This window comes from Caballeronia sp. PC1 (genome assembly GCF_021353155.1).
GTDB lineage: Bacteria > Pseudomonadota > Gammaproteobacteria > Burkholderiales > Burkholderiaceae > Caballeronia > Caballeronia cordobensis.
This window is the reverse complement of the sequence record NZ_JAJUBH010000001.1, coordinates 2,980,395-3,005,938: the sequence shown is the minus strand read 5'-3', so window position 1 is coordinate 3,005,938 and position 25,544 is coordinate 2,980,395. Positions and strand designations below refer to the sequence as shown.

The 25,544-nt window shown below is 60.2% G+C and carries 22 protein-coding genes, 4 tRNA genes and 1 rRNA gene; all 27 read right to left on the bottom strand.

The window, feature by feature from the left end; genetic code table 11:
• Window positions 1-2 precede the first annotated feature (2 nt).
• On the bottom strand, window positions 3-797 hold the full coding sequence (gene rpsC, locus LY284_RS14370; protein WP_014192478.1) for a 30S ribosomal protein S3: 795 nt from the start codon (window positions 795-797) through the stop codon (window positions 3-5).
• Window positions 798-808: 11 nt separating this feature from the next.
• Window positions 809-1,138 (bottom strand): 50S ribosomal protein L22, encoded by a 330-nt coding sequence (rplV, locus tag LY284_RS14365; protein WP_004199272.1) that lies wholly within the window; start codon window positions 1,136-1,138, stop codon window positions 809-811.
• 12 nt (window positions 1,139-1,150) lie between these two features.
• A complete protein-coding gene (gene rpsS, locus LY284_RS14360; protein ID WP_008343850.1) occupies window positions 1,151-1,426 on the bottom strand; it encodes a 30S ribosomal protein S19 in 276 nt (91 codons plus the stop codon).
• A 10-nt stretch (window positions 1,427-1,436) separates the two neighbouring features.
• Entirely contained in the window at window positions 1,437-2,264 is an 828-nt protein-coding gene (rplB, locus tag LY284_RS14355; protein WP_014192479.1) for a 50S ribosomal protein L2, read from the bottom strand.
• A 2-nt stretch (window positions 2,265-2,266) separates the two neighbouring features.
• Window positions 2,267-2,581 (bottom strand): 50S ribosomal protein L23, encoded by a 315-nt coding sequence (gene rplW / locus LY284_RS14350; RefSeq protein ID WP_008343846.1) that lies wholly within the window; start codon window positions 2,579-2,581, stop codon window positions 2,267-2,269.
• On the bottom strand, window positions 2,578-3,198 hold the full coding sequence (gene rplD / locus LY284_RS14345; protein ID WP_008343845.1) for a 50S ribosomal protein L4: 621 nt from the start codon (window positions 3,196-3,198) through the stop codon (window positions 2,578-2,580). The genes rplW and rplD overlap by 4 nt, the downstream gene beginning before the upstream one ends.
• On the bottom strand, window positions 3,198-3,857 hold the full coding sequence (gene rplC / locus LY284_RS14340; RefSeq protein WP_014192480.1) for a 50S ribosomal protein L3: 660 nt from the start codon (window positions 3,855-3,857) through the stop codon (window positions 3,198-3,200). The genes rplD and rplC overlap by 1 nt, the downstream gene beginning before the upstream one ends.
• A gap of 207 nt (window positions 3,858-4,064) precedes the next feature.
• The gene (gene rpsJ / locus LY284_RS14335; protein ID WP_006998489.1) at window positions 4,065-4,376 is read right to left on the bottom strand and encodes a 30S ribosomal protein S10; all 312 of its coding nucleotides are present in this window, start codon (window positions 4,374-4,376) and stop codon (window positions 4,065-4,067) included.
• A gap of 133 nt (window positions 4,377-4,509) precedes the next feature.
• On the bottom strand, window positions 4,510-5,700 hold the full coding sequence (gene tuf, locus LY284_RS14330) for an elongation factor Tu (RefSeq protein ID WP_014192481.1): 1,191 nt from the start codon (window positions 5,698-5,700) through the stop codon (window positions 4,510-4,512).
• A gap of 54 nt (window positions 5,701-5,754) precedes the next feature.
• A complete protein-coding gene (gene fusA, locus LY284_RS14325; protein WP_045452234.1) occupies window positions 5,755-7,857 on the bottom strand; it encodes an elongation factor G in 2,103 nt (700 codons plus the stop codon).
• 119 nt (window positions 7,858-7,976) lie between these two features.
• On the bottom strand, window positions 7,977-8,447 hold the full coding sequence (gene rpsG, locus LY284_RS14320; protein ID WP_008343817.1) for a 30S ribosomal protein S7: 471 nt from the start codon (window positions 8,445-8,447) through the stop codon (window positions 7,977-7,979).
• A gap of 184 nt (window positions 8,448-8,631) precedes the next feature.
• Window positions 8,632-9,012 carry a 30S ribosomal protein S12 gene (rpsL, locus tag LY284_RS14315; protein WP_006998493.1) on the bottom strand — a complete coding sequence of 127 codons (381 nt, stop codon included), beginning with the start codon at window positions 9,010-9,012 and terminating at the stop codon, window positions 8,632-8,634.
• A gap of 218 nt (window positions 9,013-9,230) precedes the next feature.
• A complete protein-coding gene (gene recQ, locus LY284_RS14310; RefSeq protein WP_014192483.1) occupies window positions 9,231-11,078 on the bottom strand; it encodes a DNA helicase RecQ in 1,848 nt (615 codons plus the stop codon).
• 165 nt (window positions 11,079-11,243) lie between these two features.
• On the bottom strand, window positions 11,244-15,488 hold the full coding sequence (gene rpoC, locus LY284_RS14305; protein ID WP_014192484.1) for a DNA-directed RNA polymerase subunit beta': 4,245 nt from the start codon (window positions 15,486-15,488) through the stop codon (window positions 11,244-11,246).
• 21 nt (window positions 15,489-15,509) lie between these two features.
• Window positions 15,510-19,616 (bottom strand): DNA-directed RNA polymerase subunit beta, encoded by a 4,107-nt coding sequence (gene rpoB / locus LY284_RS14300; RefSeq protein WP_014192485.1) that lies wholly within the window; start codon window positions 19,614-19,616, stop codon window positions 15,510-15,512.
• A 368-nt stretch (window positions 19,617-19,984) separates the two neighbouring features.
• Window positions 19,985-20,359, bottom strand: coding sequence for a 50S ribosomal protein L7/L12 (gene rplL / locus LY284_RS14295; RefSeq protein ID WP_014192486.1), 375 nt, complete (start codon window positions 20,357-20,359; stop codon window positions 19,985-19,987).
• A gap of 83 nt (window positions 20,360-20,442) precedes the next feature.
• Window positions 20,443-20,940, bottom strand: coding sequence for a 50S ribosomal protein L10 (gene rplJ, locus LY284_RS14290; protein WP_014192487.1), 498 nt, complete (start codon window positions 20,938-20,940; stop codon window positions 20,443-20,445).
• Between the two features lie 303 nt (window positions 20,941-21,243).
• On the bottom strand, window positions 21,244-21,942 hold the full coding sequence (rplA, locus tag LY284_RS14285) for a 50S ribosomal protein L1 (protein WP_014192488.1): 699 nt from the start codon (window positions 21,940-21,942) through the stop codon (window positions 21,244-21,246).
• Window positions 21,943-22,374: a 50S ribosomal protein L11 gene (gene rplK, locus LY284_RS14280; protein WP_008343796.1), complete on the bottom strand. Its 432-nt coding sequence runs from the start codon at window positions 22,372-22,374 to the stop codon at window positions 21,943-21,945.
• 147 nt (window positions 22,375-22,521) lie between these two features.
• A complete protein-coding gene (nusG, locus tag LY284_RS14275; RefSeq protein ID WP_053568889.1) occupies window positions 22,522-23,079 on the bottom strand; it encodes a transcription termination/antitermination protein NusG in 558 nt (185 codons plus the stop codon).
• A gap of 1 nt (window position 23,080) precedes the next feature.
• Window positions 23,081-23,461, bottom strand: a complete 381-nt coding sequence (gene secE, locus LY284_RS14270; protein ID WP_008343790.1) for a preprotein translocase subunit SecE — start codon at window positions 23,459-23,461, stop codon at window positions 23,081-23,083.
• Window positions 23,462-23,498: 37 nt separating this feature from the next.
• Window positions 23,499-23,574, bottom strand: a tRNA-Trp gene (locus LY284_RS14265).
• A gap of 67 nt (window positions 23,575-23,641) precedes the next feature.
• Window positions 23,642-24,832 carry an elongation factor Tu gene (tuf, locus tag LY284_RS14260; protein WP_014192481.1) on the bottom strand — a complete coding sequence of 397 codons (1,191 nt, stop codon included), beginning with the start codon at window positions 24,830-24,832 and terminating at the stop codon, window positions 23,642-23,644.
• A gap of 62 nt (window positions 24,833-24,894) precedes the next feature.
• A tRNA-Thr gene (locus LY284_RS14255) sits at window positions 24,895-24,969 on the bottom strand.
• A 16-nt stretch (window positions 24,970-24,985) separates the two neighbouring features.
• Window positions 24,986-25,059, bottom strand: a tRNA-Gly gene (locus LY284_RS14250).
• A gap of 30 nt (window positions 25,060-25,089) precedes the next feature.
• Window positions 25,090-25,175: transfer RNA gene (locus LY284_RS14245), tRNA-Tyr, on the bottom strand.
• Between the two features lie 148 nt (window positions 25,176-25,323).
• Window positions 25,324-25,436: ribosomal RNA gene (gene rrf / locus LY284_RS14240) — 5S ribosomal RNA — on the bottom strand.
• Between the last annotated feature and the right edge of the window lie 108 nt (window positions 25,437-25,544).

The following is a 25,544-nucleotide window of genomic DNA, read 5'->3' as shown; positions in this document are numbered from 1 at the left end:
CGTTATTCTCCAGTCTTCGCGTCACCGCCACGGCGAGGACCGCCACGGCGTGCACCTGCCGGGCCACCGCCTTCACCATCGCGACGCGGACGGCGATCGCCACCCGGACGTGCGTTGCGGCGCGGACGCTTTTCTTCCGCCACTTCTTCCACGACCGGCGCTTCGTTACGGCCGAGGGTGTCGCCCTTATAGACCCACACCTTCACGCCGATGATGCCGTACGTCGTCTTCGCTTCCGAAGTCGCGTAGTCGATATCCGCACGCAGCGTATGGAGGGGCACGCGACCTTCGCGATACCACTCGGTACGAGCGATTTCGATACCGTTCAGGCGGCCCGCGCTCATGATCTTGATGCCTTGGGCGCCAAGACGCATCGCGTTCTGCATCGCACGCTTCATCGCGCGGCGGAACATGATCCGGCGCTCGAGCTGCTGCGTGATGGAGTCAGCGATCAGCTGAGCATCGGTTTCCGGCTTGCGGATTTCTTCGATGTTGACGTGAACCGGAACGCCCATGCGCTTTTGCAGCTCGGACTTCAGCAGTTCGATGTCTTCACCCTTCTTGCCGATGACGACGCCAGGACGCGAGCTGTAAATAGTGATGCGCGCGTTCTTCGCCGGACGCTCGATGACGACGCGACCGACCGAAGCGTTCTTCAGCTTCTTCTTCAGGTATTCACGGACACCGATGTCTTCCTGCAACATCGCCGCGAAATTGTTGTTGTTCGCGTACCAGCGCGAAGCCCAATTGCGGCTGACGGCCAAACGGAAGCCAGTCGGATGAATTTTCTGTCCCATCGTATGGCTCCTTAATTCCCGACCGTCACAGTGATGTGACAGGATTGCTTCTCGATGCGATTACCGCGACCCTTGGCGCGTGCGGTGAAACGCTTCAGCGAAGCAGCCTTGTCGACGTAGATGCTCTTGATCTTGAGCTCGTCGATATCGGCGCCTTCGTTGTGCTCCGCATTCGCGATCGCAGACAGCACGACCTTCTTGACGATACCCGCCGCCTTCTTCGGCGAGAACGTCAGAACGTTCAGCGCCTTGTCGACCGGCAAACCACGAATCTGGTCAGCCACAAGGCGCGTCTTCTGCGCCGAGATGCGGGCACCGCGATGAATTGCTTTCACTTCCATCTTGATTGCCCCTTATTTCTTGGCCTTCTTGTCGGCCGCGTGACCCTTGAACGTACGGGTCAGTGCGAACTCGCCAAGCTTGTGGCCGACCATGTTTTCCGTGACGTACACCGGAACGTGCTGACGGCCGTTATGGACGGCGATCGTCAGACCGATGAAGTCCGGCAGAATCGTCGAACGACGCGACCAGGTCTTGATCGGCTTCTTGTCACGCGTGGACGCAGCCGCCTCAACTTTCTTCAGCAAATGAGCGTCGCAGAACGGACCTTTTTTAGCAGAACGTGTCATTGCCTACTCCTTAACGCTTGTGACGGCGCTGGACGATCATGGTCGTCGTGCGCTTGTTGCTGCGGGTGCGATAGCCCTTCGTCGGCGTGCCCCACGGGCTCACCGGATCGCGACCTGCTGCCGTCTTACCTTCACCACCGCCGTGCGGGTGATCGACCGGGTTCATTGCAACGCCGCGCACCGTCGGACGGATACCGCGCCAGCGGTTCGCGCCAGCCTTACCGATTTGACGGAGGCTGTGCTCTTCGTTACCCACTTCGCCGATCGTCGCGCGGCACTCGACGTGCACGCGGCGGATTTCGCCCGAGCGCAGACGCACTTGAGCGTAGACGCCTTCGCGAGCCAGCAGCATGGCGGACGTACCAGCCGAACGCGCCATTTGCGCGCCCTTGCCCGGCAGCATTTCGATGCAGTGGATCGTCGTACCGACCGGGATGTTGCGGATCGGCAGGGTGTTACCCGCGCGGATCGGCGCTTCCGAACCGGACATGAGCTGCGTACCGACCGTCACGCCCTTCGGCGCGATGATGTAGCGGCGCTCGCCATCTGCGTACAGAACCAGCGCGATGTTCGCGCTACGGTTCGGGTCGTATTCGAGACGCTCGACCTTTGCCGGGATGCCGTCCTTGTTGCGACGGAAATCGACGATACGATAGTGCTGCTTGTGACCACCACCCTGGTGACGCGTGGTGATGCGGCCGTTGTTGTTACGGCCCGCCGACTTGGATTGCGTGTCGAGCAGCGCTGCGTGCGGCTTGCCCTTGTGCAGATCCTTGTTGACGATCTTGACCATCGCGCGGCGACCCGGCGAGGTCGGCTTAACTTTCACGATTGCCATGATTACTTGGCCTCCGCTTCAAAGTTGATTTCCTGGCCGGGCTTCAGGCAGACGTACGCCTTTTTCACGTCCTTGCGCTTGCCGTTGAAGCGGCCAAAGCGCTTTGCTTTGCCCTTCGTGACGAGCACGTTGACGGAATTGACTTCGACCTTGAACAGCAGCTCGACAGCAGCCTTGACTTCCTGCTTCGTGGCGTCCGGTGCGACTTCGAACACAACTTGTTCGTTCTTGTCGGCAACCAGCGTCGCCTTTTCGGAGATCACCGGCGCGAGCAGAACTTGCATCAAACGATGATCGTTTTTGCGGATTTCGCTCATGACAGCAACTCCTCGATCTGAGCAACCGCAGCCTTCGTGATCAGCACTTTCTTGAAGTAGATCAGCGAGAGCGGGTCGGCGTAACGCGGCTCGACAACCGCCACGTGGGCCAGGTTGCGCGACGCGAGGTACAGGTTCTCATCGACCGTATCGGTGATCACCAACACGGAGTCGAGGCCCATTGCCTTGAATTTTTCGGCCAACAGCTTGGTCTTCGGAGCTTCGAGCACGAAGTCTTCGACAACAGCGATGCGGCCTTCGCGAGCCAACTGCGAGAAGATCGAGCGGAGACCCGCGCGATGCATCTTCTTGTTGACCTTGTGCGAGAAGTTTTCTTCCGGCGAATTCGGGAAAATGCGACCACCGCCACGCCACAACGGGCTCGACGACATACCGGCACGAGCGCGACCCGTACCCTTCTGACGCCACGGCTTCTTGGTGGTGTGCTTGACCTGCTCGCGATCCTTCTGAGCGCGGTTGCCGCTGCGTGCATTCGCCTGATAGGCGACGACGACCTGGTGAATCAGGGCTTCGTTGTAATCGCGACCGAACACGACGTCCGATGCGTTCACGCCAGCGCCTTCCTGACCATTGGCATTCAGGAGCTTAAGTTCCATTATTTCGCTCCTTTCACAGCACGCGTCTTGACGGCCGGGGTCACGAAGACCTTGCCGCCCTTCGCACCCGGAACAGCACCGCGGACGAGCAGCAGATTGCGCTCAGCGTCGATGCGGGCGATTTCGAGGTTTTGAACCGTAACGGTGTCATCGCCGAGGTGACCCGTCATGCGCTTGCCCGGGAAAACACGACCCGGATCCTGCGCCATACCGATCGAACCCGGAACGTTGTGCGAACGCGAGTTACCGTGCGATGCGCGGCCCGAAGCGAAGTTGTAGCGCTTGATGGTACCGGCGTAGCCCTTACCGATCGACGTGCCTTGCACATCGACCTTCTGGCCCACTTCGAAAATGTCCGTACCGATGACAGCGCCGTTCGACAGTTCACCTGCCTTGGCCGTATCGATATGGAATTCCTTGAGGATTTCACCGGCTTGAACGCCGGCTTTGGCGAGGTGACCCGCCAACGGCTTCGTCACGCGCGATGCGCGGCGAGCGCCGAATGCAACCTGAACGGCGGTATAACCATCCGTTTCAACGGTCTTGATCTGCGTCACGCGGTTGTCCGACACGTCCAGCACGGTGACGGGGATCGAATCCCCCTCAGGCGTGAAGATACGGGTCATGCCAACCTTGCGACCTACGAGTCCAAGGCTCATCGTTTTCTCCATTCCCAACTGCGATTGGTCGGGGCTGATTTACAAATGCCGGCTTCGTCACGAGAGACTGGGTCGGCTTTCTTGCGTCTTTTTCGTGCGCATAGGCGCGAAAAGCCTTGGAGTATAACAAGGCTTTTCGAATCATGCAAGCAATCAAAGACTTAGCTCCGTCTGCCGGCTTTGTTGCCGCCAGCGGACCTTTGGGACTTACTGCAGCTTGATCTCGACGTCCACGCCAGCCGGCAGGTCGAGCTTCATCAGCGCGTCGACGGTCTTGTCCGTCGGATCGACGATGTCCATCAGGCGCTGATGCGTACGGATTTCGAGCTGGTCGCGCGACGTCTTGTTGACGTGCGGCGAACGCAGGATGTCGAAACGCTGAATACGCGTCGGCAGCGGCACCGGGCCACGGACGATCGCGCCAGTCCGCTTCGCCGTATCGACGATCTCGGCTGCCGATTGATCGATCAGGCGATAGTCGAAAGCCTTCAGACGAATACGGATTTTCTGGTTCTGCATGACGATTCCTTAAAAGAGCGAGGCGGTCTTGCACCGCCGATTGGGCAAAAGAGCGTGGGTTCGGGCGCTTGCGGAGAGCGCACGCCCGAACCCGGTCGGGTGCTGCTACTTCAGATCGAGCGAATCCGAGATTTTACTCGATAATCTTCGCAACGACACCGGCGCCGACGGTACGGCCGCCTTCGCGAATTGCGAAGCGCAGACCTTCTTCCATGGCGATCGGGGCGATCAGCTTCACCGTGATCGACACGTTGTCGCCCGGCATCACCATTTCCTTGTCCTTCGGCAGCTCGATCGAGCCCGTCACGTCCGTCGTACGGAAGTAGAACTGCGGACGGTAGTTGTTGAAGAACGGCGTGTGACGGCCGCCTTCGTCCTTGCTCAGCACGTACACTTCAGCCGTGAAGTGCGTGTGCGGCGTGATCGAACCCGGCTTGGCCAGAACCTGGCCGCGCTCCACGTCTTCACGCTTCGTGCCGCGCAGCAGGATACCGACGTTGTCGCCCGCTTGACCTTGGTCCAGCAGCTTGCGGAACATTTCCACGCCCGTGCAGGTCGTCTTCACCGTCGGCTTGATACCGACGATTTCGATTTCCTCGCCGACCTTCACCAGGCCACGCTCGATACGACCCGTCACCACCGTGCCGCGACCCGAGATCGAGAACACGTCTTCCACCGGCATCAGGAACGAACCGTCAACAGCGCGCTCCGGCGTCGGGATGTACGTGTCCAGTGCGTCGGCCAGGTTCATGATCGCCACTTCGCCCAGCTCGCCCGTGTCGCCTTCCAGCGCCAGCTTCGCCGAACCCTTGATGATCGGGGTGTCGTCGCCCGGGAAGTCGTACTTCGACAGGAGTTCGCGCACTTCCATTTCGACGAGTTCGAGCAGTTCGGCGTCGTCCACCATGTCGCACTTGTTCAGGAACACGATGATGTACGGCACGCCGACCTGACGGGCCAACAGGATGTGTTCACGCGTTTGCGGCATCGGGCCGTCAGCGGCCGAGCACACCAGGATTGCGCCGTCCATCTGCGCTGCGCCCGTGATCATGTTCTTCACGTAGTCGGCGTGGCCCGGACAGTCGACGTGTGCGTAGTGGCGGTTAGCCGTTTCGTACTCGACGTGCGCGGTGTTGATGGTGATACCACGTGCCTTTTCTTCCGGCGCCGCGTCGATCTGGTCGTACGCCTTGGCTTCGCCGCCGAACTTCTTGGTCAGCACCGTCGTGATTGCTGCCGTCAGCGTGGTCTTGCCGTGGTCAACGTGACCGATCGTGCCCACGTTCACGTGCGGCTTGGTCCGCTCGAATTTACCTTTTGCCATGATTACCTTCTTTCAAAGTTTGGTTATCGGTTAAAGCTTGTGGCTTGCGCCGAATTACTTGCCCTTGGCGTTGATGATCGCCTCGGCGACGTTACGCGGAGCTTCAGCGTAGTGCTTGAACTCCATCGTGTACGTTGCACGGCCTTGCGTGGCCGAACGCAGCGACGTCGAGTAGCCGAACATTTCCGACAGCGGAACTTCCGCACGGACGATCTTGCCACCGCCGATCATGTCTTCCATGCCCTGGACGATACCGCGACGGCTGGACAGATCGCCCATCACGTTGCCCATATAGTCTTCAGGCGTTTCGACTTCCACAGCCATCATCGGTTCGAGGATGACCGGGCTTGCCTTGCGCATTGCTTCCTTGAAGGCCATCGAGCCGGCCATACGGAACGCATTTTCGTTCGAGTCCACGTCGTGGTACGAACCGAACGTCAGGTGAACCTTCACGTCGACGACCGGAAAGCCAGCCAGCACGCCCGACTTCAGCGTTTCCTGGATACCCTTGTCCACTGCCGGGATGTACTCGCGCGGGATCACGCCGCCCTTGATTTCGTCCAGGAACTCGTAACCCTTGCCCTGCTCGTTCGGCTCGAGCGTGATGACCGCGTGACCGTACTGGCCGCGACCACCCGACTGCTTGACGAACTTGCCGTCAACGTCCGCAGCCGTACCGCGGATCGTTTCGCGGTACGCAACCTGCGGCTTGCCGACAGTTGCTTCCACGCCGAATTCGCGCTTCATACGGTCCACCAGAATTTCCAGGTGGAGCTCGCCCATGCCCGAAATAATGGTCTGGCCCGATTCTTCGTCAGTCTGAACGCGGAACGACGGATCTTCCTGTGCCAGGCGGTTCAGCGCCAGACCCATCTTTTCCTGGTCGGGCTTCGTCTTCGGCTCAACGGCCTGCGAAATAACCGGCTCCGGGAAAATCATGCGTTCGAGCACGATCGGGCTTTGCGGATCGCACAGCGTGTCGCCCGTGGTTGCTTCCTTCAGGCCAACGGCTGCAGCGATGTCACCCGCGCGCACTTCCTTGATTTCTTCGCGCTGGTTCGCGTGCATCTGCAGAATACGGCCCAGACGCTCCTTCTTGTCCTTGGTCGCATTCAGGATGGTGTCGCCCGAATTGACGATGCCCGAGTACACGCGGAAGAAGATCAGCTGGCCGACGAACGGGTCGGTCATGATCTTGAACGCGAGCGCCGCGAACTTTTCGTCGTCGGCTGCGCGACGCTCACCCTTCTCGCCGCTTTCGAGTTCACCCGTAACCGGGGGAATGTCGACCGGCGACGGCAGGAAGTCGATCACGGCGTCGAGCATGCGCTGCACGCCCTTGTTCTTGAACGCGGTGCCGCACAGCATCGGCTGGATTTCGCACGCGATGGTCCGGTCGCGGATCGCCTTGACGATTTCCGCTTCCGACAGCTCTTCGCCGCCGAGGTACTTTTCCATCAGCTCTTCGCTGGCTTCGGCAGCCGACTCGATCATCTTTTCGCGCCACTCGTTGCACGTATCGACGAGTTCAGCCGGGATGTCGACGTAGTCGAACTTCGTGCCTTGCGACGCTTCGTCCCAAATGATCGCTTTCATCTTCAGGAGGTCGACGACGCCCTTGAAGTTTTCTTCCGCGCCGATCGGCACCACGACCGGAACCGGGTTCGCCTTCAGGCGGTTCTTCAGCTGGTCGTAGACCTTGAAGAAGTTCGCGCCGGTACGGTCCATCTTGTTGACGAACGCGAGACGGGGAACCTTGTACTTGTTCGCCTGACGCCACACCGTTTCCGACTGCGGCTGCACGCCGCCCACTGCGCAATAAACCATGCATGCGCCGTCGAGAACGCGCATCGAGCGTTCCACTTCGATCGTGAAGTCGACGTGTCCCGGGGTGTCGATAATGTTGATGCGGTGCTCGGGATAGTTGCCGCCCATGCCCTTCCAGAAGGCCGTGGTAGCAGCCGACGTGATGGTGATGCCGCGCTCTTGCTCCTGCTCCATCCAGTCCATCGTTGCTGCGCCGTCGTGAACTTCACCAATCTTGTGGTTCACGCCCGTGTAGAACAGGATGCGCTCGGTCGTCGTCGTTTTGCCGGCGTCGATGTGAGCGCTGATACCGATATTGCGGTAGCGCTCGATAGGTGTCTTGCGAGCCACTTTGGATCCTTTTTCGGTCGACGCGCCGGCGAACTGCCGGCCGCGCCCTAACACAAACGGGCGAGGCGCCAAAACTAGCGCACCCGCCCTGATTTTCCGTTTGCCCGGTGAGCGGGAGCTTAGAAACGGAAGTGCGAGAATGCCTTGTTGGCTTCTGCCATGCGGTGAACTTCGTCGCGCTTCTTCATTGCGCCACCACGGCCTTCCGCCGCTTCCTGCAGTTCACCTGCGAGACGCAGGGCCATCGACTTTTCGCTGCGCTTCTTCGCGGCTTCACGCAACCAACGCATCGCCAATGCCATACGACGCGACGGACGCACTTCGACCGGAACCTGATAGTTGGCACCACCAACGCGACGGCTCTTCACTTCGACCACCGGCTTCACGTTGTTGAGCGCAACCGTGAACACTTCCAGCGGGTCCTTGCCACCCTTGGTCTGGATCTGTTCAAAAGCGCCGTACACGATACGCTCGGCAACCGACTTCTTGCCGGAGAGCATCAGCACGTTCATGAACTTGGCTACATCTACGTTGCCGAACTTCGGATCCGGCAACACTTCCCGCTTGGGGACTTCGCGACGACGCGGCATGATTCTTCCTTTGCTTGTTCAGTTGGAGCGTCTTCTGCTCCGCGGTCACCAACTAACCCGATCCACATCTATTCGACTAAACCAGCTTGGCCGGGTGACCACTTACTCGATGACACCGGCATTTCCGGCACCACCGCCTTAACCGCCTTGCGGCGACCTGATTCTTCTACAGCGAACTGGCAGCTTACTTGCCAGCCTTGGCACGCTTCGCACCGTACTTCGAGCGAGCTTGCTTACGGTCCTTGACGCCCTGCGTATCCAGCGAGCCGCGAACCATGTGGTAACGCACACCCGGCAAGTCCTTCACACGGCCGCCGCGAATCAGCACGACCGAGTGTTCTTGCAGGTTGTGGCCTTCACCACCGATGTACGAAATGACTTCGAAGCCGTTCGTCAGGCGAACCTTGGCGACCTTACGGAGTGCCGAGTTCGGCTTCTTCGGCGTCGTCGTGTACACGCGGGTGCACACGCCGCGACGCTGCGGGCAGTCCTGCAGGGCCGGCGACTTGCTCTTCGTCGTTTCCGACGCGCGGCCTTTGCGAACCAGTTGATTGATGGTTGGCATCGTTTATTCCTGAAATTGAACAAAATCCACGCAGTTCTCTCGGGCAAAGCGAAAAGAACTGCGCGTTTGACGATTCTCGCCGATGGATTTCGCTTTCCGTACCCGACACTAGGCCGAGTCCGAATGCGGACCAAGAACGAGAACCAAGCATGATATTCCGAAAATCGCAATCGGGTCAATACGTTGCGACGATTTCGACGAGTTTTCGCCGCGCGGCGTCAATCCGATCCGACGACATCGAGCAATTCATCGCCGAAGCGTTCGAGCTTGCGCACGCCGATACCGGGGATATGGCGCAGATCGTCGATGGTATCGGGATCGCTACGCGCGATTTCCGCGAGGGTGGCATCGTGGAAGATGACATACGCCGGCACGCCGTCGCTTTTCGCAGTTTCGGCACGCCACGCGCGAAGCCGCTCCCAGCGGGACTTTTCGCGCGTCGACATGCCCGCGGTCGGATCGGCGCGTTCGCCCGTGCGACTCGAAGACGACCGGGCCCGCGTTGGCTTCACGTACTTGCGCAGCGTCACGCGCTCTTCGCCTTTGAGCACCGGCTTGCTGGCGTCGGTCAGTACGAGCGAGCCGAAGCCCTCGTGATCGACCGCGAGAAAGCCGAACGCGACGAGTTGCCGAAACACCGCACGCCATTCAGGTTCGGACAGCGCCGCCCCTACACCGAAGGTAGAAATCTTTTCGTGGCCGCGTTGCAGCACTTTTTCGCTGCGCGTGCCGCGAAGAATATCGATGAGATGACCCGCGCCAAAATGGAATCCGCTCGCCCTTTGCGCCCGATAGACGCACGACAGCGCCATCTGCGCCTCGCGCGTGGCATCGAAGGAAGCGGGCGGCTCCAGACACGTATCGCAATTGCCGCACGGCGTGCTGGTCTCGCCGAAGTACGCGAGCAGGCGCACGCGGCGGCATGACGCGACTTCACACAGGCCGAGCAACGCATCGAGCTTGCCGGTCTGCACGCGCTTGTGCGCGTCGTCCGCTTCGGACTCGTCGATCATCTTGCGCTGCTGAACGACGTCGCCCAGCCCATAGGCCATCCACGCGTTCGCCGGCAGACCGTCACGGCCTGCGCGCCCGGTTTCCTGATAGTAGCCCTCGACGCTCTTCGGCAAATCCAGATGCGCGACGAAGCGCACATCCGGCTTGTCGATGCCCATGCCGAAGGCGATCGTCGCGCACATGACGATGCCTTCCTCGCGCTGGAACATTTCCTGGTGCTTCTGGCGCGTCTCGAATTCCATGCCCGCGTGATAAGGCAGCGCGCGGACGCCCTGCCCCTTGAGCCAGTCCGCGGTCTCCTCGACCTTGCGGCGCGACAGGCAATAGACGACGCCCGCATCGGTCGTGCCGTCCTTGTTCGTGTGTTCCGCGCGGATGAAATCGAGCAACTGCGAGCGCGCGTTGTCCTTCTCGACGATTCGATAGCGGATATTCGGCCGGTCGAAGCTCGAAACGAAGATGCGCGCGTCGTCGAGCGCCAAGCGATGCACGATTTCATCGCGCGTGATTGCATCCGCGGTCGCCGTGAGCGCGATGCGCGGCACGTTCGGAAAGCGCTCGTGCAGCACCGAAAGCTGAATGTATTCGGGGCGAAAATCGTGACCCCATTGGGACACGCAATGCGCTTCGTCGATCGCGAAGAGCCCGACCGGCGAGCTGTCGAGTAAATCCAGGAAGCGCGGCGTCATCAGCCGCTCGGGCGCGACGTACAGCAGATCGATTTCGCCATTGCGCAACGCGCGTTCGGTCGCGGCGGCTTCGGCGCCGGAGAGCGTCGAATTGAGGTACGCGGCGCGCACGCCGACTTCCGTCAGTGCGGCGACCTGATCCTGCATCAGTGCGATCAGCGGCGACACGACGATTCCCGCGCCAAGCCCCGCCTCGCGCCGCACGAGCGACGGTATCTGATAGCACAGCGACTTGCCGCCGCCCGTTGGCATGAGAACGAGCGAATCGCCGCCGCCCGCGACGTGCTCGACGATCTCCGCCTGTTGTCCGCGAAACGCGGGATAGCCGAAGATTTCGTTGAGTATTTCGAGCGACCGGGACATGGAGAAAGCGCGCACTGCGACGTGGGAGATAACGAATTCTACCAACGCATTCGCGTGCAAAAGCGGCGTTAGCCATTCGGACGAGGGCGGCGGCGAAACGTACAGGCGAAAAAAAACCGCCCAGCCGAAGCTGAGCGGTTCGATGCTGCTACGAGCGAAGAACGCTTACTCGTTGGTGTGCGGCTGCTGCTGCTCCGCTGCCGGGGTTTCCGGCGTACCGAAATCGAATGCCTCTTCGGCAGCGATCTGGTCGAAGCGTTCGCGATCCGACGATTCCTTCGCCTTGCGCGCCTTGTGGAACGCGAGACCCGTACCGGCCGGAATCAGGCGGCCGACGATCACGTTTTCCTTCAGGCCACGCAGATCGTCGCGCTTGCCCATGATCGCCGCTTCGGTCAGCACGCGAGTCGTTTCCTGGAACGACGCCGCCGAGATGAACGAATCGGTCGAGAGCGATGCCTTCGTGATACCGAGCAGCACGTTTTCGTACGTCGCCGGGCGCTTGTCGTCCGCGGTCATGCTGTCGTTTTCGTCCAGCATGTCCGAACGCTCGACCTGCTCGCCCGGAATGAAGCGCGTATCGCCGTTATCGACGATCTGCACACGACGCAACATCTGACGCACGATGACTTCGATGTGCTTGTCGTTGATCTTCACGCCCTGCAGACGGTACACGTCCTGCACTTCGTCCACGATGTAGCGCGACAGCGCCTCGATACCCTGCAGACGCAGGATGTCGTGCGGATCCGCCGGGCCGTCCACGATCATTTCGCCCTTGTTGACGACCTGACCATCGTGCACCAGCACCTGCTTTTCCTTCGCGATCAGGAACTCGTGCTGATTGCCTTCGAGGTCCGTGATGACGAGACGCTGCTTGCCCTTCGTGTCCTTACCGAACGACGTCGTGCCCGTGACTTCCGCGAGAATACCCGCGTCCTTCGGCGAGCGCGCTTCGAACAGTTCGGCCACGCGCGGCAGACCGCCGGTAATGTCACGCGTCTTCTGCGCTTCAACCGGGATACGTGCCAGCACTTCACCGACCTGCACTTGCTGACCATCCTTCACGGTGATCAGTGCGCCGACCTGGAAGCCGATCTGCACCGAATGCTCGGTGTTCGGGATCTTCACTTCCTCGCCGTTCGCGTCGAGCAGCTTCACCTGCGGACGCACGCTCTTGCCGGCCTGCGAACCACGACGCTTCGCATCGATCACGACGAGCGTCGAAAGACCGGTCACGTCGTCGATCTGCTTGGCGACCGTCACGCCCTCCTCGACGTTTTCGAACTTCACCGTACCGCCCCACTCGGTGATGATCGGACGCGTCAGCGGATCCCATTGCGCCAGTTGCGCACCGGCCTTGATCTGCGCGCCGTCGAGCTGTAGCAGCGTCGCGCCGTACGGCACTTTGTGACGCTCACGCTCGCGACCGAAGTCGTCCGCGATGATCGCTTCGCCCGAACGCGAGATGACGACCTGCTCGCCCTTCGCGTTGGTGACGTAACGCATCGTGGCCGTGAAGCGCACGGTACCGTTCGACTTCGCTTCCACCGTCGAAGCAACCGCCGCACGCGATGCCGCACCACCGATGTGGAAGGTACGCATCGTCAGCTGCGTGCCCGGCTCACCGATCGACTGAGCAGCGATCACGCCGACTGCCTCACCGACGTTCACGCGCGAACCGCGGCCGAGATCGCGGCCGTAGCACGCGGCGCACAGGCCATAACGCGTTTCGCACGTCAGCGGCGTGCGCACGCGCACTTCGTCGATGCCGAGGGCTTCGATCCTTTCCACCGCGTCTTCGTCGAGCAGATCGCCGGACGCGTACAGCGTTTCCTGCGTTTCCGGATTGACGACGTCCGCCACCGCGACGCGGCCGAGAATACGGTCACGCAGCGCTTCGACGACTTCACCGCCTTCGACCAGCGCCTTCATCGCCACGCCGTTCGACGTACCGCAATCATCTTCGACGACGACCAGATCTTGCGTCACGTCGACGAGACGACGCGTCAGGTAACCCGAGTTCGCGGTCTTCAACGCCGTATCCGCCAGACCCTTACGAGCGCCGTGCGTCGAGATGAAGTACTGCAACACGTTCAGGCCTTCGCGGAAGTTCGCGGTAATCGGCGTTTCGATAATCGAACCGTCCGGCTTCGCCATCAGGCCGCGCATACCGGCCAGCTGACGAATCTGCACCGCGGAACCGCGAGCGCCCGAGTCGGCCATCATGTAGATGGAGTTGAACGACTCTTGCTTCGTCTCGTTACCGTCGCGGTCGACGACCGGTTCGGTTGCGAGCTGCTCCATCATCGCCTTGCCGACCGCTTCCGACGTCGCCGACCAGATGTCGACCACGTTGTTGTAGCGTTCCTGCGCGGTGACGAGACCCGACATGTACTGACGGTCGTACTCCTTCACCTTCTTCGCGGCGTCGCCGACGATCGTTTCTTTCTGCGGCGGCACGAGCATGTCGTCCACGCAGATCGAGATGCCGGCGCGCGTGGCGAGACGGAAACCCATCTGCATCAGCTGGTCGGCGAAGATCACCGTTTCGCGCAGGCCGCACTTGCGGAACGCCGTGTTGATCAGCTGCGAAATCTGCTTCTTCTTCAGCGGCTTGTTCAGCACCGTGAACGGCAGACCCGGCGGCAGAATCTCCGACAGGATCGAACGGCCGACGGTCGTCGCGTACAGCGAGATCTTCGGCACGAACTTCGGCGCGCCTTCGCTCTGGTCTTCGTTCGCCACCATTTCGGTGATACGCACGTTGACGCGCGAAGCCAGCTCGACTTCCTTGTTCTCGTACGCGCGGATGACTTCCGACACGCCCGTGAACGTCATGCCTTCGCCCTTGCCGTTGATCGCTTCACGCGACGCGTAGTATAGGCCCAGCACGATATCCTGCGACGGCACGATCGACGGATCGCCGTTAGCCGGGAACAGGACGTTGTTCGACGCCAGCATCAGCGTGCGCGCTTCCATCTGCGCTTCGAGCGACAGCGGCACGTGAACGGCCATCTGGTCGCCGTCGAAGTCGGCGTTGAACGCCGCGCAGACGAGCGGGTGCAGCTGAATCGCCTTACCTTCGATCAGCACCGGCTCGAAAGCCTGAATGCCGAGACGGTGCAGCGTCGGCGCGCGGTTCAGCATGACCGGATGTTCGCGAATGACTTCTTCGAGAATGTCCCACACCACCGGCGTCTGGTTCTCGACTTCCTTCTTCGCCGCCTTGATGGTCGTCGCGACGCCCATCACTTCCAGCTTGTTGAAGATGAACGGCTTGAACAGTTCGAGCGCCATCAGCTTCGGCAGACCGCACTGATGCAGCTTGAGCGTCGGGCCGACCACGATCACCGAACGGCCCGAGTAGTCCACGCGCTTACCGAGCAGGTTCTGACGGAAACGACCGCCCTTACCCTTGATCATGTCGGCGAGCGACTTCAGCGGACGCTTGTTCGCGCCGGTCATCGCCTTGCCGCGACGGCCGTTGTCGAGCAGCGAATCGACGGCTTCCTGCAGCATCCGCTTTTCGTTGCGGACGATGATTTCAGGCGCCTTCAGTTCGAGCAGACGCTTCAACCGGTTGTTACGGTTGATCACGCGGCGATACAGGTCGTTCAGGTCCGACGTCGCGAAACGGCCGCCGTCCAGCGGCACGAGCGGACGCAGTTCCGGCGGCAGCACCGGCAGCACTTCGAGCACCATCCAGTCCGGCTTGATGCCCGAACGCTGGAAGGCCTCGAGCACCTTCAGGCGCTTTGCGTACTTCTTGATCTTCGCTTCCGAACCCGTGTTCTTGAGTTCGGTGCGCAGCATCTCGACCTGTTCGTCGATGTTGATCGCGCGCAGCAGTTCGCGCACGCCTTCCGCGCCCATTTCGGCACGGAATTCGTCACCGTACTCTTCGACCTTGTTGTAGTAATCCTCTTCCGTCATGATCTGCCGCGCTTTCAGCGGCGTCATGCCCGGATCGATGACCACATAGGCTTCGAAGTACAGCACGCGCTCGATGTCGCGCAGCGTCATGTCGAGCACCATGCCCAGACGCGACGGCAGCGACTTCAGGAACCAGATGTGCGCGACCGGCGACGCGAGCTCGATGTGACCCATCCGCTCACGACGCACCTTCGCCAGCGTCACTTCGACGCCGCACTTTTCGCAGATCACGCCACGATGCTTCAGGCGCTTGTACTTGCCGCAAAGGCATTCGTAGTCCTTGATCGGACCAAAAATCTTCGCGCAGAACAGACCATCCCGCTCCGGCTTGAACGTGCGGTAGTTGATGGTCTCCGGCTTCTTCACTTCGCCGAACGACCAAGAGCGAATCTTGTCGGGCGACGCGAGGCCGATCTTGATCGCATCAAAAACTTCTTCTTGTTGGACTTGCTTGAATAGATCGAGCAGAGCTTTCATTGCTTTCTCTCCGTAGTCCGATTAGTTGCGGTCCAGATCGATATCAATACCGAGCGAGCGGATTTCCTTCACCAACACGTTGAAGGATTCCGGCATGCCCGCGTCGATGACGTGATCGCCCTTGACGAGGTTCTCATACACCTTCGTCCGGCCGGTGACGTCGTCCGACTTGACCGTCAGCATTTCTTGCAGCACATACGATGCGCCGTACGCTTCCAGCGCCCACACTTCCATCTCACCGAAGCGCTGGCCGCCGAACTGCGCCTTACCACCCAGCGGCTGCTGCGTGACGAGCGAGTACGGGCCGGTCGAACGCGCGTGCATCTTGTCGTCGACCAAGTGGTGCAGCTTCAGGTAGTGCATGTAGCCGACCGTGACCTTGCGCTCGAACGGTTCGCCCGTGCGGCCATCGTGCAGTTGAACCTGATTCTTCGACGGGTTCATGCCGAGGTTCGTGGCGATATCGTCCGGGTACGCCAGATCCAGCGCGCGGCCCATTTCCTCTTCGGTCGCACCGTCGAACACCGGCGTGGCGAACGGCACGCCTTCGCGCAGATTCTTCGCGAGTTCGAGGATCTCGTCGTCGGAGAAGCTGTCCAGCTCTTCCTTGCGGCCGGACTCGTTGTAGATCTGCGTCAGGAACATGCGCAGTTCTTCGATCTTCGTCTGACGCTGCAGCATTTCGCCGATGCGCCAGCCCAGACCCTTCGCGGCCCAGCCCAGATGCACTTCGAGAATCTGACCCACGTTCATCCGCGACGGCACGCCGAGCGGATTCAGCACGACGTCGGCCGGACGGCCATCGGCCATGTACGGCATGTCTTCGATCGGCACGATCTTCGACACGACACCCTTGTTGCCGTGACGGCCCGCCATCTTGTCGCCAGGCTGCAGACGACGCTTGACCGCGAGATACACCTTGACCATCTTCAGCACGCCCGGCGGCAGTTCGTCGCCTTGCGTGAGCTTCTTGCGCTTCTCTTCGAACGCGAGGTCGAACTGGTGACGCTTCTGCTCGATCGAATCCTTGATCGCTTCCAGCTGTGCCGCCGCTTCTTCGTCCGCGAGGCGGATGTCGAACCAGTGGTAGTGGTCGAGATCTTCGAGGTACGCGAGGTCGATTGCCGTGCCCTTCGCGAGCTTCTTCGGACCGCCGTTCGCGACCTTGCCGTTCAGCATACGTGCGAGACGCGAGAACGCGTCGCCTTCCACAATACGCAACTGGTCGTTCAAATCGAGGCGATAACGCTTCAGTTCATCGTCGATGATCTGTTGCGCGCGCTTGTCACGCGTGATGCCTTCGCGCGTGAACACTTGCACGTCGATGACCGTGCCGCTCATGCCCGACGGCACGCGCAACGACGTGTCCTTCACGTCCGATGCCTTCTCGCCGAAGATCGCGCGCAGCAGCTTTTCTTCCGGCGTCAGCTGGGTTTCGCCCTTCGGCGTGACCTTACCGACGAGCACGTCGCCCGCTTCGACTTCCGCGCCGATGTACACGATGCCCGACTCGTCCAGACGGCCAAGCTGCACTTCCGCGAGGTTCGAGATATCGCGCGTGATTTCTTCCGGTCCGAGCTTCGTGTCGCGCGCAACGACATTCAGTTCTTCGATGTGGATCGACGTGTAGCGATCGTCCGCAACGACCTTCTCCGAGATCAGGATCGAGTCTTCGAAGTTGTAGCCGTTCCACGGCATGAACGCGACCAGCATGTTCTGGCCGAGCGCGAGTTCGCCCAGATCGGTCGATGCGCCGTCAGCCAGCACGTCGCCACGCGCGACCTTGTCGCCGACCTTCGCGATCGGACGCTGGTTGATGTTCGTGTTCTGGTTCGAACGCGTGTACTTGATCAGGTTGTAGATGTCCACGCCGACATCGCCGGCCACGGCTTCATCGTCATTCACGCGAATCACGATACGGCCCGCGTCGACGTAGTCCACGACACCGCCACGCAGCGCCTGAACCGTCGTGCCCGAGTCGACCGCAACCGTGCGCTCGATGCCCGTACCGACAACCGGCTTTTCCGGACGCAGGCAAGGCACGGCCTGACGCTGCATGTTCGAGCCCATCAACGCGCGGTTCGCGTCGTCGTGTTCGAGGAACGGAATCAGCGATGCGGCCACCGACACGATCTGCGACGGCGCCACGTCCATGTACTGGATGCGGTCCGGCGTGACCATCAGCGTTTCGCCCGCTTCACGCGACGATACGAGTTCGTCGGTCAGCGTGCCGTCTTCGGCCACCGCGGCGTTCGCCTGCGCGATCACATAGCGGCCTTCTTCGATTGCCGACAGATAGTCGATCTGGTCGGTCACCTTGCTGTCCACGACCTTGCGGTACGGCGTTTCGAGGAAGCCGTATTCGTTCAGGTGCGCGTAGAGCGCGAGCGAGTTGATCAGACCGATGTTCGGCCCTTCCGGCGTTTCGATCGGGCACACGCGGCCATAGTGCGTCGGATGCACGTCGCGGACTTCGAAGCCCGCGCGCTCGCGCGTCAGACCGCCCGGGCCCAGTGCGGACACGCGACGCTTGTGCGTGATTTCCGACAGCGGGTTGGTCTGGTCCATGAACTGCGAAAGCTGCGACGAACCGAAGAACTCGCGGATCGCCGACGAAATCGGCTTCGAGTTGATCAGGTCGTGCGGCATCAGGTTTTCGCTTTCGGCCTGGCCGAGGCGTTCCTTCACCGCGCGTTCGACGCGCACGAGACCGGCGCGGAACTGGTTCTCCGCGAGTTCGCCGACGCAACGCACGCGACGATTGCCGAGGTGGTCGATATCGTCCACTTCGCCCTTGCCGTTGCGCAACTCGACGAGGATCTTGATGGTTGCGAGGATGTCGTCGTCCTGCAGCGTCATCGGTCCGATGATTTCATCGCGACCCACGCGGCGGTTGAACTTCATACGGCCGACCTTCGACAGGTCGTACGCGTCTTCGCTGTAGAACAGACGGTTGAACAGCGCCTCGACCGCTTCTTCGGTCGGCGGCTCGCCCGGACGCATCATGCGATAGATCGCGATGCGCGCGGCCATCTTGTCGGCGGTTTCGTCGATACGCAGCGTCGACGAGATGTACGGACCCTGATCCAGATCGTTCGTGTACAGCGTCTGGATGTCCTTGACCTTCGCCTCGCGCAGCTTTTCGAGAACCGTTTCGGTGATTTCCTCGTTGGCGTTCGCGATCACTTCGCCGGTTTCCGGATCGATCACGTTCTTCGCCAGCACGCGGCCGAGCAGGTACTCCTCGGGCACCGAGATGAACTTCGTCTTGGCGTTTTCGAGGTCGCGAATGTGCTTCGCGTTGATGCGCTTGTCCTTCGTCACGATGACGTTGCCATCGCGATCCTGAATGTCAAAGCGCGCGACTTCACCGCGCAGACGCTCCGGAACGAATTCCATCTGCGCGCCTTCGCTCATCAGGCCGAAGTTGTCGAACACGAAGAAGTTCGCGAGGATCTGCTCCGGCGTCATGCCGATGGCCTTCAGCAGAATCGTGACCGGCATCTTGCGACGACGGTCGACGCGGAAGTACAGCACGTCCTTAGGATCGAACTCGAAATCGAGCCACGAACCACGGTAAGGGATGATGCGCGCCGAGAACAGCAGCTTGCCCGAGCTGTGCGTCTTGCCCTTGTCGTGCTCGAAGAACACGCCAGGCGAACGGTGCAACTGCGACACGATCACGCGCTCGGTGCCGTTGATGACGAACGAACCCGTCGGCGTCATGAGCGGAATTTCGCCCATGTACACTTCTTGTTCCTTCACTTCCTTGACGACCGGCTTGCTCGGCGATTCCTTGTCGAGCAGAACCAGGCGCACTTTCGCGCGCAGCGCCGAGCAGTACGTCAGGCCACGCTGCTGACATTCCTTGATGTTGAACGCGGGCGGCGACAGCATGTAGCTGACGAACTCGAGCCGCGCGAAGCCGTTGTGCGAGACAATCGGGAAAACTGAGCTGAACGCAGCCTGCAAGCCTTCTGCCTTGCGCTGCGAAGAAGACGTGTCTGCTTGCAGAAACGTCTGGAATGATTCAAGCTGGGTCGCCAGCAAGAAGGGAACTTGGTGAACGATGGGGCGCTTCGCGAAACTCTTGCGAATACGCTTCTTCTCGGTGAAGGAATATTGCATACGATCTCCGAATCACGGCGGGCGTTACCGAGGCGGGATACCTCGATGTCACGACCCGGTGTTCACCGACTGAGACCCGCGCACGTGTCCGGGGAGGACGCGCGAGTCTAGAAGCTTGGTGGTTGGCCGCTACCAACCGCTGGCTGACGGCAGCGGATGCCTGTGTTTCCCGCTACCCGACCAAACTTGCCTTCTGCAGTCGCTTCAGAAGACAAAGAGAACTGCCGGAAATTCATACCGATACGACCGTTCTCTTTGGCTTCTGCAGGGACGTTTATGCTTGCTCGCAAGCATCAAAACTGCATCCCCACAAAGCACAAAAAGGCCGGCGGTGAAAAACCGCCAGCCTTCGCATAGCGCAACGCGACTTACTTGATTTCAGCCTTCGCGCCAGCGTCTTCCAGCTTCTTCTTGGCTTCTTCAGCAGCAGCCTTGGGCACCGCTTCCTTGATGGGCTTCGGTGCGCCATCGACCAGGTCCTTCGCTTCCTTCAGGCCGAGACCCGTCAGTTCACGAACAGCCTTAATCACGGAAACCTTGTTCGCGCCTGCTTCGAGCAGGTTCACGGTGAACTCGGTTTGCTCTTCGACAGCAGCTGCAGCGCCGCCGCCGGCCGGGCCAGCGACTGCAACAGCAGCAGCCGACACGCCGAACTTCTCTTCGAACGCCTTGACCAGCTCGTTCAGTTCCAGAACGGACATCGAGCCAACGGCTTCGAGGATGTCTTCTTTTGCGATTGCCATGTGAAATACTCCTAGATTGAATTCGGATCGAGCTAGCGATCTAGCTTTGCCTACGTTAAGCGACTAGCGCCCAAGCGCGACCGTTACGCAGCTTCGCTCTGCTTCTTTTCAGCCAGCGCGGCCAGAGCGCGCGCAAAGCCAGAAACAGGCGCCTGCATGACGAACAGCAGCTTGGAGAGCAGTTCTTCGCGGCTCGGGATGTTGGCCAGCGCTTGCACGCCTGCCTTGTCCATCACTTTGCCTTCGTAGGAACCAGCCTTGATGATCAACTTGTCATTGCCCTTACCGAAGTCGTTGACGACCTTGGCAGCGGCAATGGCATCTTCCGAGATGCCGTAGATCAGAGGACCGGTCATCTGCTCAGCCAGCGGAGCGAACGGCGTACCTTCGACGGCGCGACGCGCCAGCGTGTTCTTCAACACGCGCAGATACACCTGTTGCTCACGCGCTTTCGCGCGCAGCTTGGTCAGATCGCCAACCGTGATCCCACGATACTCAGCGAGCACCATCGTCTGAGCCTTCGCGACTTGCGCGGCGACTTCAGCGACGACTGCCTGCTTATCTTCTTTGTTCAGTGGCACGGTTAAACCTCCAGATTCGATGCATTCGGGCCACAAACCCTTGTGCACCACGTTCAACAACGGCGTCCGACTGTTAGGAGTATCTCGATCGATTGGTGAACCGTCTCGCGACGCTCGACAACCGACTTCAACCACTACAAAACTGTTTCGGGTTCGCCATCTGCGTTGGCTTGAATTAAGGCAGCGCCTGCCTGCTGCACTACCACCAACGGTCTTTGACAACCGGTTGCTCGACCGAACTGCAATCTCGCAACCGCCCAAAGCCCTTTTAGTAGCGCGATCTTCCGACCGCGCCCAGAATGCTTACTGTTGCGCGAGCGTGGATTGATCCACGCGAACGCCGACACCCATCGTGCTCGACACAGCGATCTTGCGCAGGTACACGCCCTTGCTCGTCGCCGGCTTCGCCTTTTGCAGTGCATCGATCAGCGCGGCCAGATTCTGGCGCAGCGATGCCGACTCGAACGACGCACGACCGATCGTGCCGTGGATGATACCCGCTTTGTCGACGCGGAACTGCACCTGACCAGCCTTCGCGTTCTTCACTGCTTGCGCGACGTCCGGCGTAACGGTACCGACCTTCGGGTTCGGCATCAGGCCGCGCGGGCCGAGGATCTGACCCAACGTACCGACGACACGCATCGTGTCCGGCGACGCGATCACGACGTCGAAGTTCAGATTGCCGGCCTTGACTTGCTCGGCCAGGTCTTCCATACCGACCACGTCCGCACCAGCGGCGCGAGCTTGTTCAGCCTTGTCGCCTTGCGCAAACACGGCCACGCGAACCGACTTGCCCGTGCCTGCCGGCAGAACGACCGAACCGCGAACCACTTGATCCGACTTCTTCGCGTCGATGCCGAGTTGCACTGCCACGTCGATCGACTCGTCGAACTTCGCGCTCGCGCATTCCTTCACGAGAGTCAGTGCGTCTTCGATCGCGTACAGCTTTTGACGATCGACCTTGGTCGCGAATGCCTGAAGGCGCTTAGAAACCTTAGCCATTTACACGCCCTCCACAGTGATGCCCATCGAACGCGCGCTGCCGGCGATCGTACGCACGGCTGCATCCAGGTCGGCTGCCGTGAGATCCGGCATCTTGGTCTTCGCGATTTCTTCCGCTTGAGCGCGGGTGATATTGCCGACCTTGTCGGTATGCGGCTTGCTCGAACCCTTTTGCACTGCGGCTGCCTTCTTGATCAGAACGGTAGCCGGCGGCGTCTTCATGATGAACGTGAAGCTCTTGTCCGCGAATGCCGTAATGACGACCGGCACCGGCAGACCCGGCTCCATGCCCTGAGTCTGCGCGTTGAACGCCTTGCAGAACTCCATGATGTTCAGGCCACGCTGGCCCAGTGCCGGACCAACCGGCGGCGACGGGTTGGCTTTACCTGCAGGAATCTGCAGCTTGATAAAGCCGATGATTTTCTTTGCCATGTTGAAAACCTCTGCTGAACGCGTGAGCGTTCGGTGAGTGATAGCGCGCGTTCGACGTTGCCGGCTACTGACGCTCCTCAACGGTCATGACGCGGACCGTAAGCGCGAATCGCGCGATGACTCGAAAGCCACGCGCGATGTGTTCGTTTAAAGCTTTTCGACCTGACCGAACTCTAGTTCGACCGGCGTCGAGCGCCCGAAGATCGTGACGGAGACGCGAACTCGGGATTTCTCGTAGTTCACCTCTTCGACGTTGCCGTTGAAGTCGGTGAACGGGCCTTCCTTCACGCGGACCATCTCGCCCACCTCGAAAAGCGTCTTCGGCCGCGGCTTCTCGACGCCTTCCTGCATCTGCGACATGATCTTTTCGACTTCACGTGGCGAGATGGGGCTCGGGCGATTGCGTGCACCACCGACGAAACCGGTCACTTTGGCCGTGTTCTTGACCAAGTGCCACGTCTCGTCCGTCATTTCCATTTCGACCAGGACGTAGCCCGGGAAGAAACGACGCTCGGTGACCGACTTATGACCACCCTTTACTTCAACCACTTCTTCGGTCGGCACGAGAATCTGACCGAATTGATCTTGCATGCCTGCGCGTTCGATGCGCTCCTGAAGCGCACGTTGCACGCTCTTCTCCATGCCGGAGTAGGCGTGCACCACGTACCAACGCTTTCCACTCGGGGTGGTCGGAGTATCGCTCATATCATTTCCAACCCAGAATCGCCGAGAAAATCACCCATTCGATTGACTTATCGCTAAGCCAAAGAAAAATGGCCATGATCAAAACAAACGCGAAGACCACCAAGGTCGTTTGCGTGGCCTCTTTGCGAGTCGGCCAGACAACCTTGCGGACTTCTTTGTATGAGTCTTTGGCAAAAGCAATGAAACCTTTGCCCGGCGCAGAGAGAAGGCCGACTGCGACACCCGCGATGACACCAACAGCAAGCGCTGCGCCGCGGACGTACCATTCTTGGCCAGAGAGCCAGAAGAATCCAACGAACCCGGCCAAGACCAACAATACGCCCGCTACCAACATCAACTTGTCGCCGGAAGTATTAACAGTTTCGACGGAAGGATTCGCCATAACACCTTAAACACAGCGCCACTTGGCGCAAGAATTTTGGCAGGGGCAGAGGGAATCGAACCCCCAACCTTCGGTTTTGGAGACCGACGCTCTGCCAGTTGAGCTATACCCCTAAACCATTTGGGGTCGACGGACTTCGCCGACCCCGAAACCTCAAACTACCGAGAAGATATCTGGCTCTTACTCGATAATCTTCGCAACGACACCGGCGCCGACGGTACGGCCGCCTTCGCGAATTGCGAAGCGCAGACCTTCTTCCATGGCGATCGGGGCGATCAGCTTCACCGTGATCGACACGTTGTCGCCCGGCATCACCATTTCCTTGTCCTTCGGCAGCTCGATCGAGCCCGTCACGTCCGTCGTACGGAAGTAGAACTGCGGACGGTAGTTGTTGAAGAACGGCGTGTGACGGCCGCCTTCGTCCTTGCTCAGCACGTACACTTCAGCCGTGAAGTGCGTGTGCGGCGTGATCGAACCCGGCTTGGCCAGAACCTGGCCGCGCTCCACGTCTTCACGCTTCGTGCCGCGCAGCAGGATACCGACGTTGTCGCCCGCTTGACCTTGGTCCAGCAGCTTGCGGAACATTTCCACGCCCGTGCAGGTCGTCTTCACCGTCGGCTTGATACCGACGATTTCGATTTCCTCGCCGACCTTCACCAGGCCACGCTCGATACGACCCGTCACCACCGTGCCGCGACCCGAGATCGAGAACACGTCTTCCACCGGCATCAGGAACGAACCGTCAACAGCGCGCTCCGGCGTCGGGATGTACGTGTCCAGTGCGTCGGCCAGGTTCATGATCGCCACTTCGCCCAGCTCGCCCGTGTCGCCTTCCAGCGCCAGCTTCGCCGAACCCTTGATGATCGGGGTGTCGTCGCCCGGGAAGTCGTACTTCGACAGGAGTTCGCGCACTTCCATTTCGACGAGTTCGAGCAGTTCGGCGTCGTCCACCATGTCGCACTTGTTCAGGAACACGATGATGTACGGCACGCCGACCTGACGGGCCAACAGGATGTGTTCACGCGTTTGCGGCATCGGGCCGTCAGCGGCCGAGCACACCAGGATTGCGCCGTCCATCTGCGCTGCGCCCGTGATCATGTTCTTCACGTAGTCGGCGTGGCCCGGACAGTCGACGTGTGCGTAGTGGCGGTTAGCCGTTTCGTACTCGACGTGCGCGGTGTTGATGGTGATACCACGTGCCTTTTCTTCCGGCGCCGCGTCGATCTGGTCGTACGCCTTGGCTTCGCCGCCGAACTTCTTGGTCAGCACCGTCGTGATTGCTGCCGTCAGCGTGGTCTTGCCGTGGTCAACGTGACCGATCGTGCCCACGTTCACGTGCGGCTTGGTCCGCTCGAATTTACCTTTGGCCATTTTCGACTCCTAACAGGATTTTCGCACCTTGCGCCGCGCGCAACTTACTAGACTGATACAACTGGTGCCCATGGGCAGGATCGAACTGCCGACCTCTCCCTTACCAAGGGAGTGCTCTACCACTGAGCCACATGGGCACTACAAAACCGGCACTGGAGCGGGCGAAGGGAATCGAACCCTCGTCATAAGCTTGGAAGGCTTCTGCTCTACCATTGAGCTACACCCGCGAGGGTTGGATTCCCTTACCGCTTAAATTCTGGTGGAGGAGGTTGGATTCGAACCAACGTAGGCGTAAGCCAACAGATTTACAGTCTGCCCCCTTTAGCCACTCGGGCACCCCTCCGCAGAGAACTATCGATTATGGGGTAACAACACGCCGTTGTCAAGCGTTTCTTGCGACCCGAGGCAACCGAGGCTCTCACCTATAGTGAGAGAAATGCAAAAAGCCCCATCTGAAGATCAGACGGGGCTTTTGCATCTCATAGAGAGGAGCCTGACGATTACCTACTTTCACACGGGGATCCGCACTATCATCGGCGTGGAGTCGTTTCACGGTCCTGTTCGGGATGGGAAGGGGTGGTACCGACTCGCTATGGTCATCAGGCATGACTTGTTGCTGTGTCGTCTTGGGGACGCGACAGCCAATCTGGGAAGAAGTAGCAGTGTTTGGGGTGGTGATCGTGGCACAACGATACTCAACCAGGAAGACACA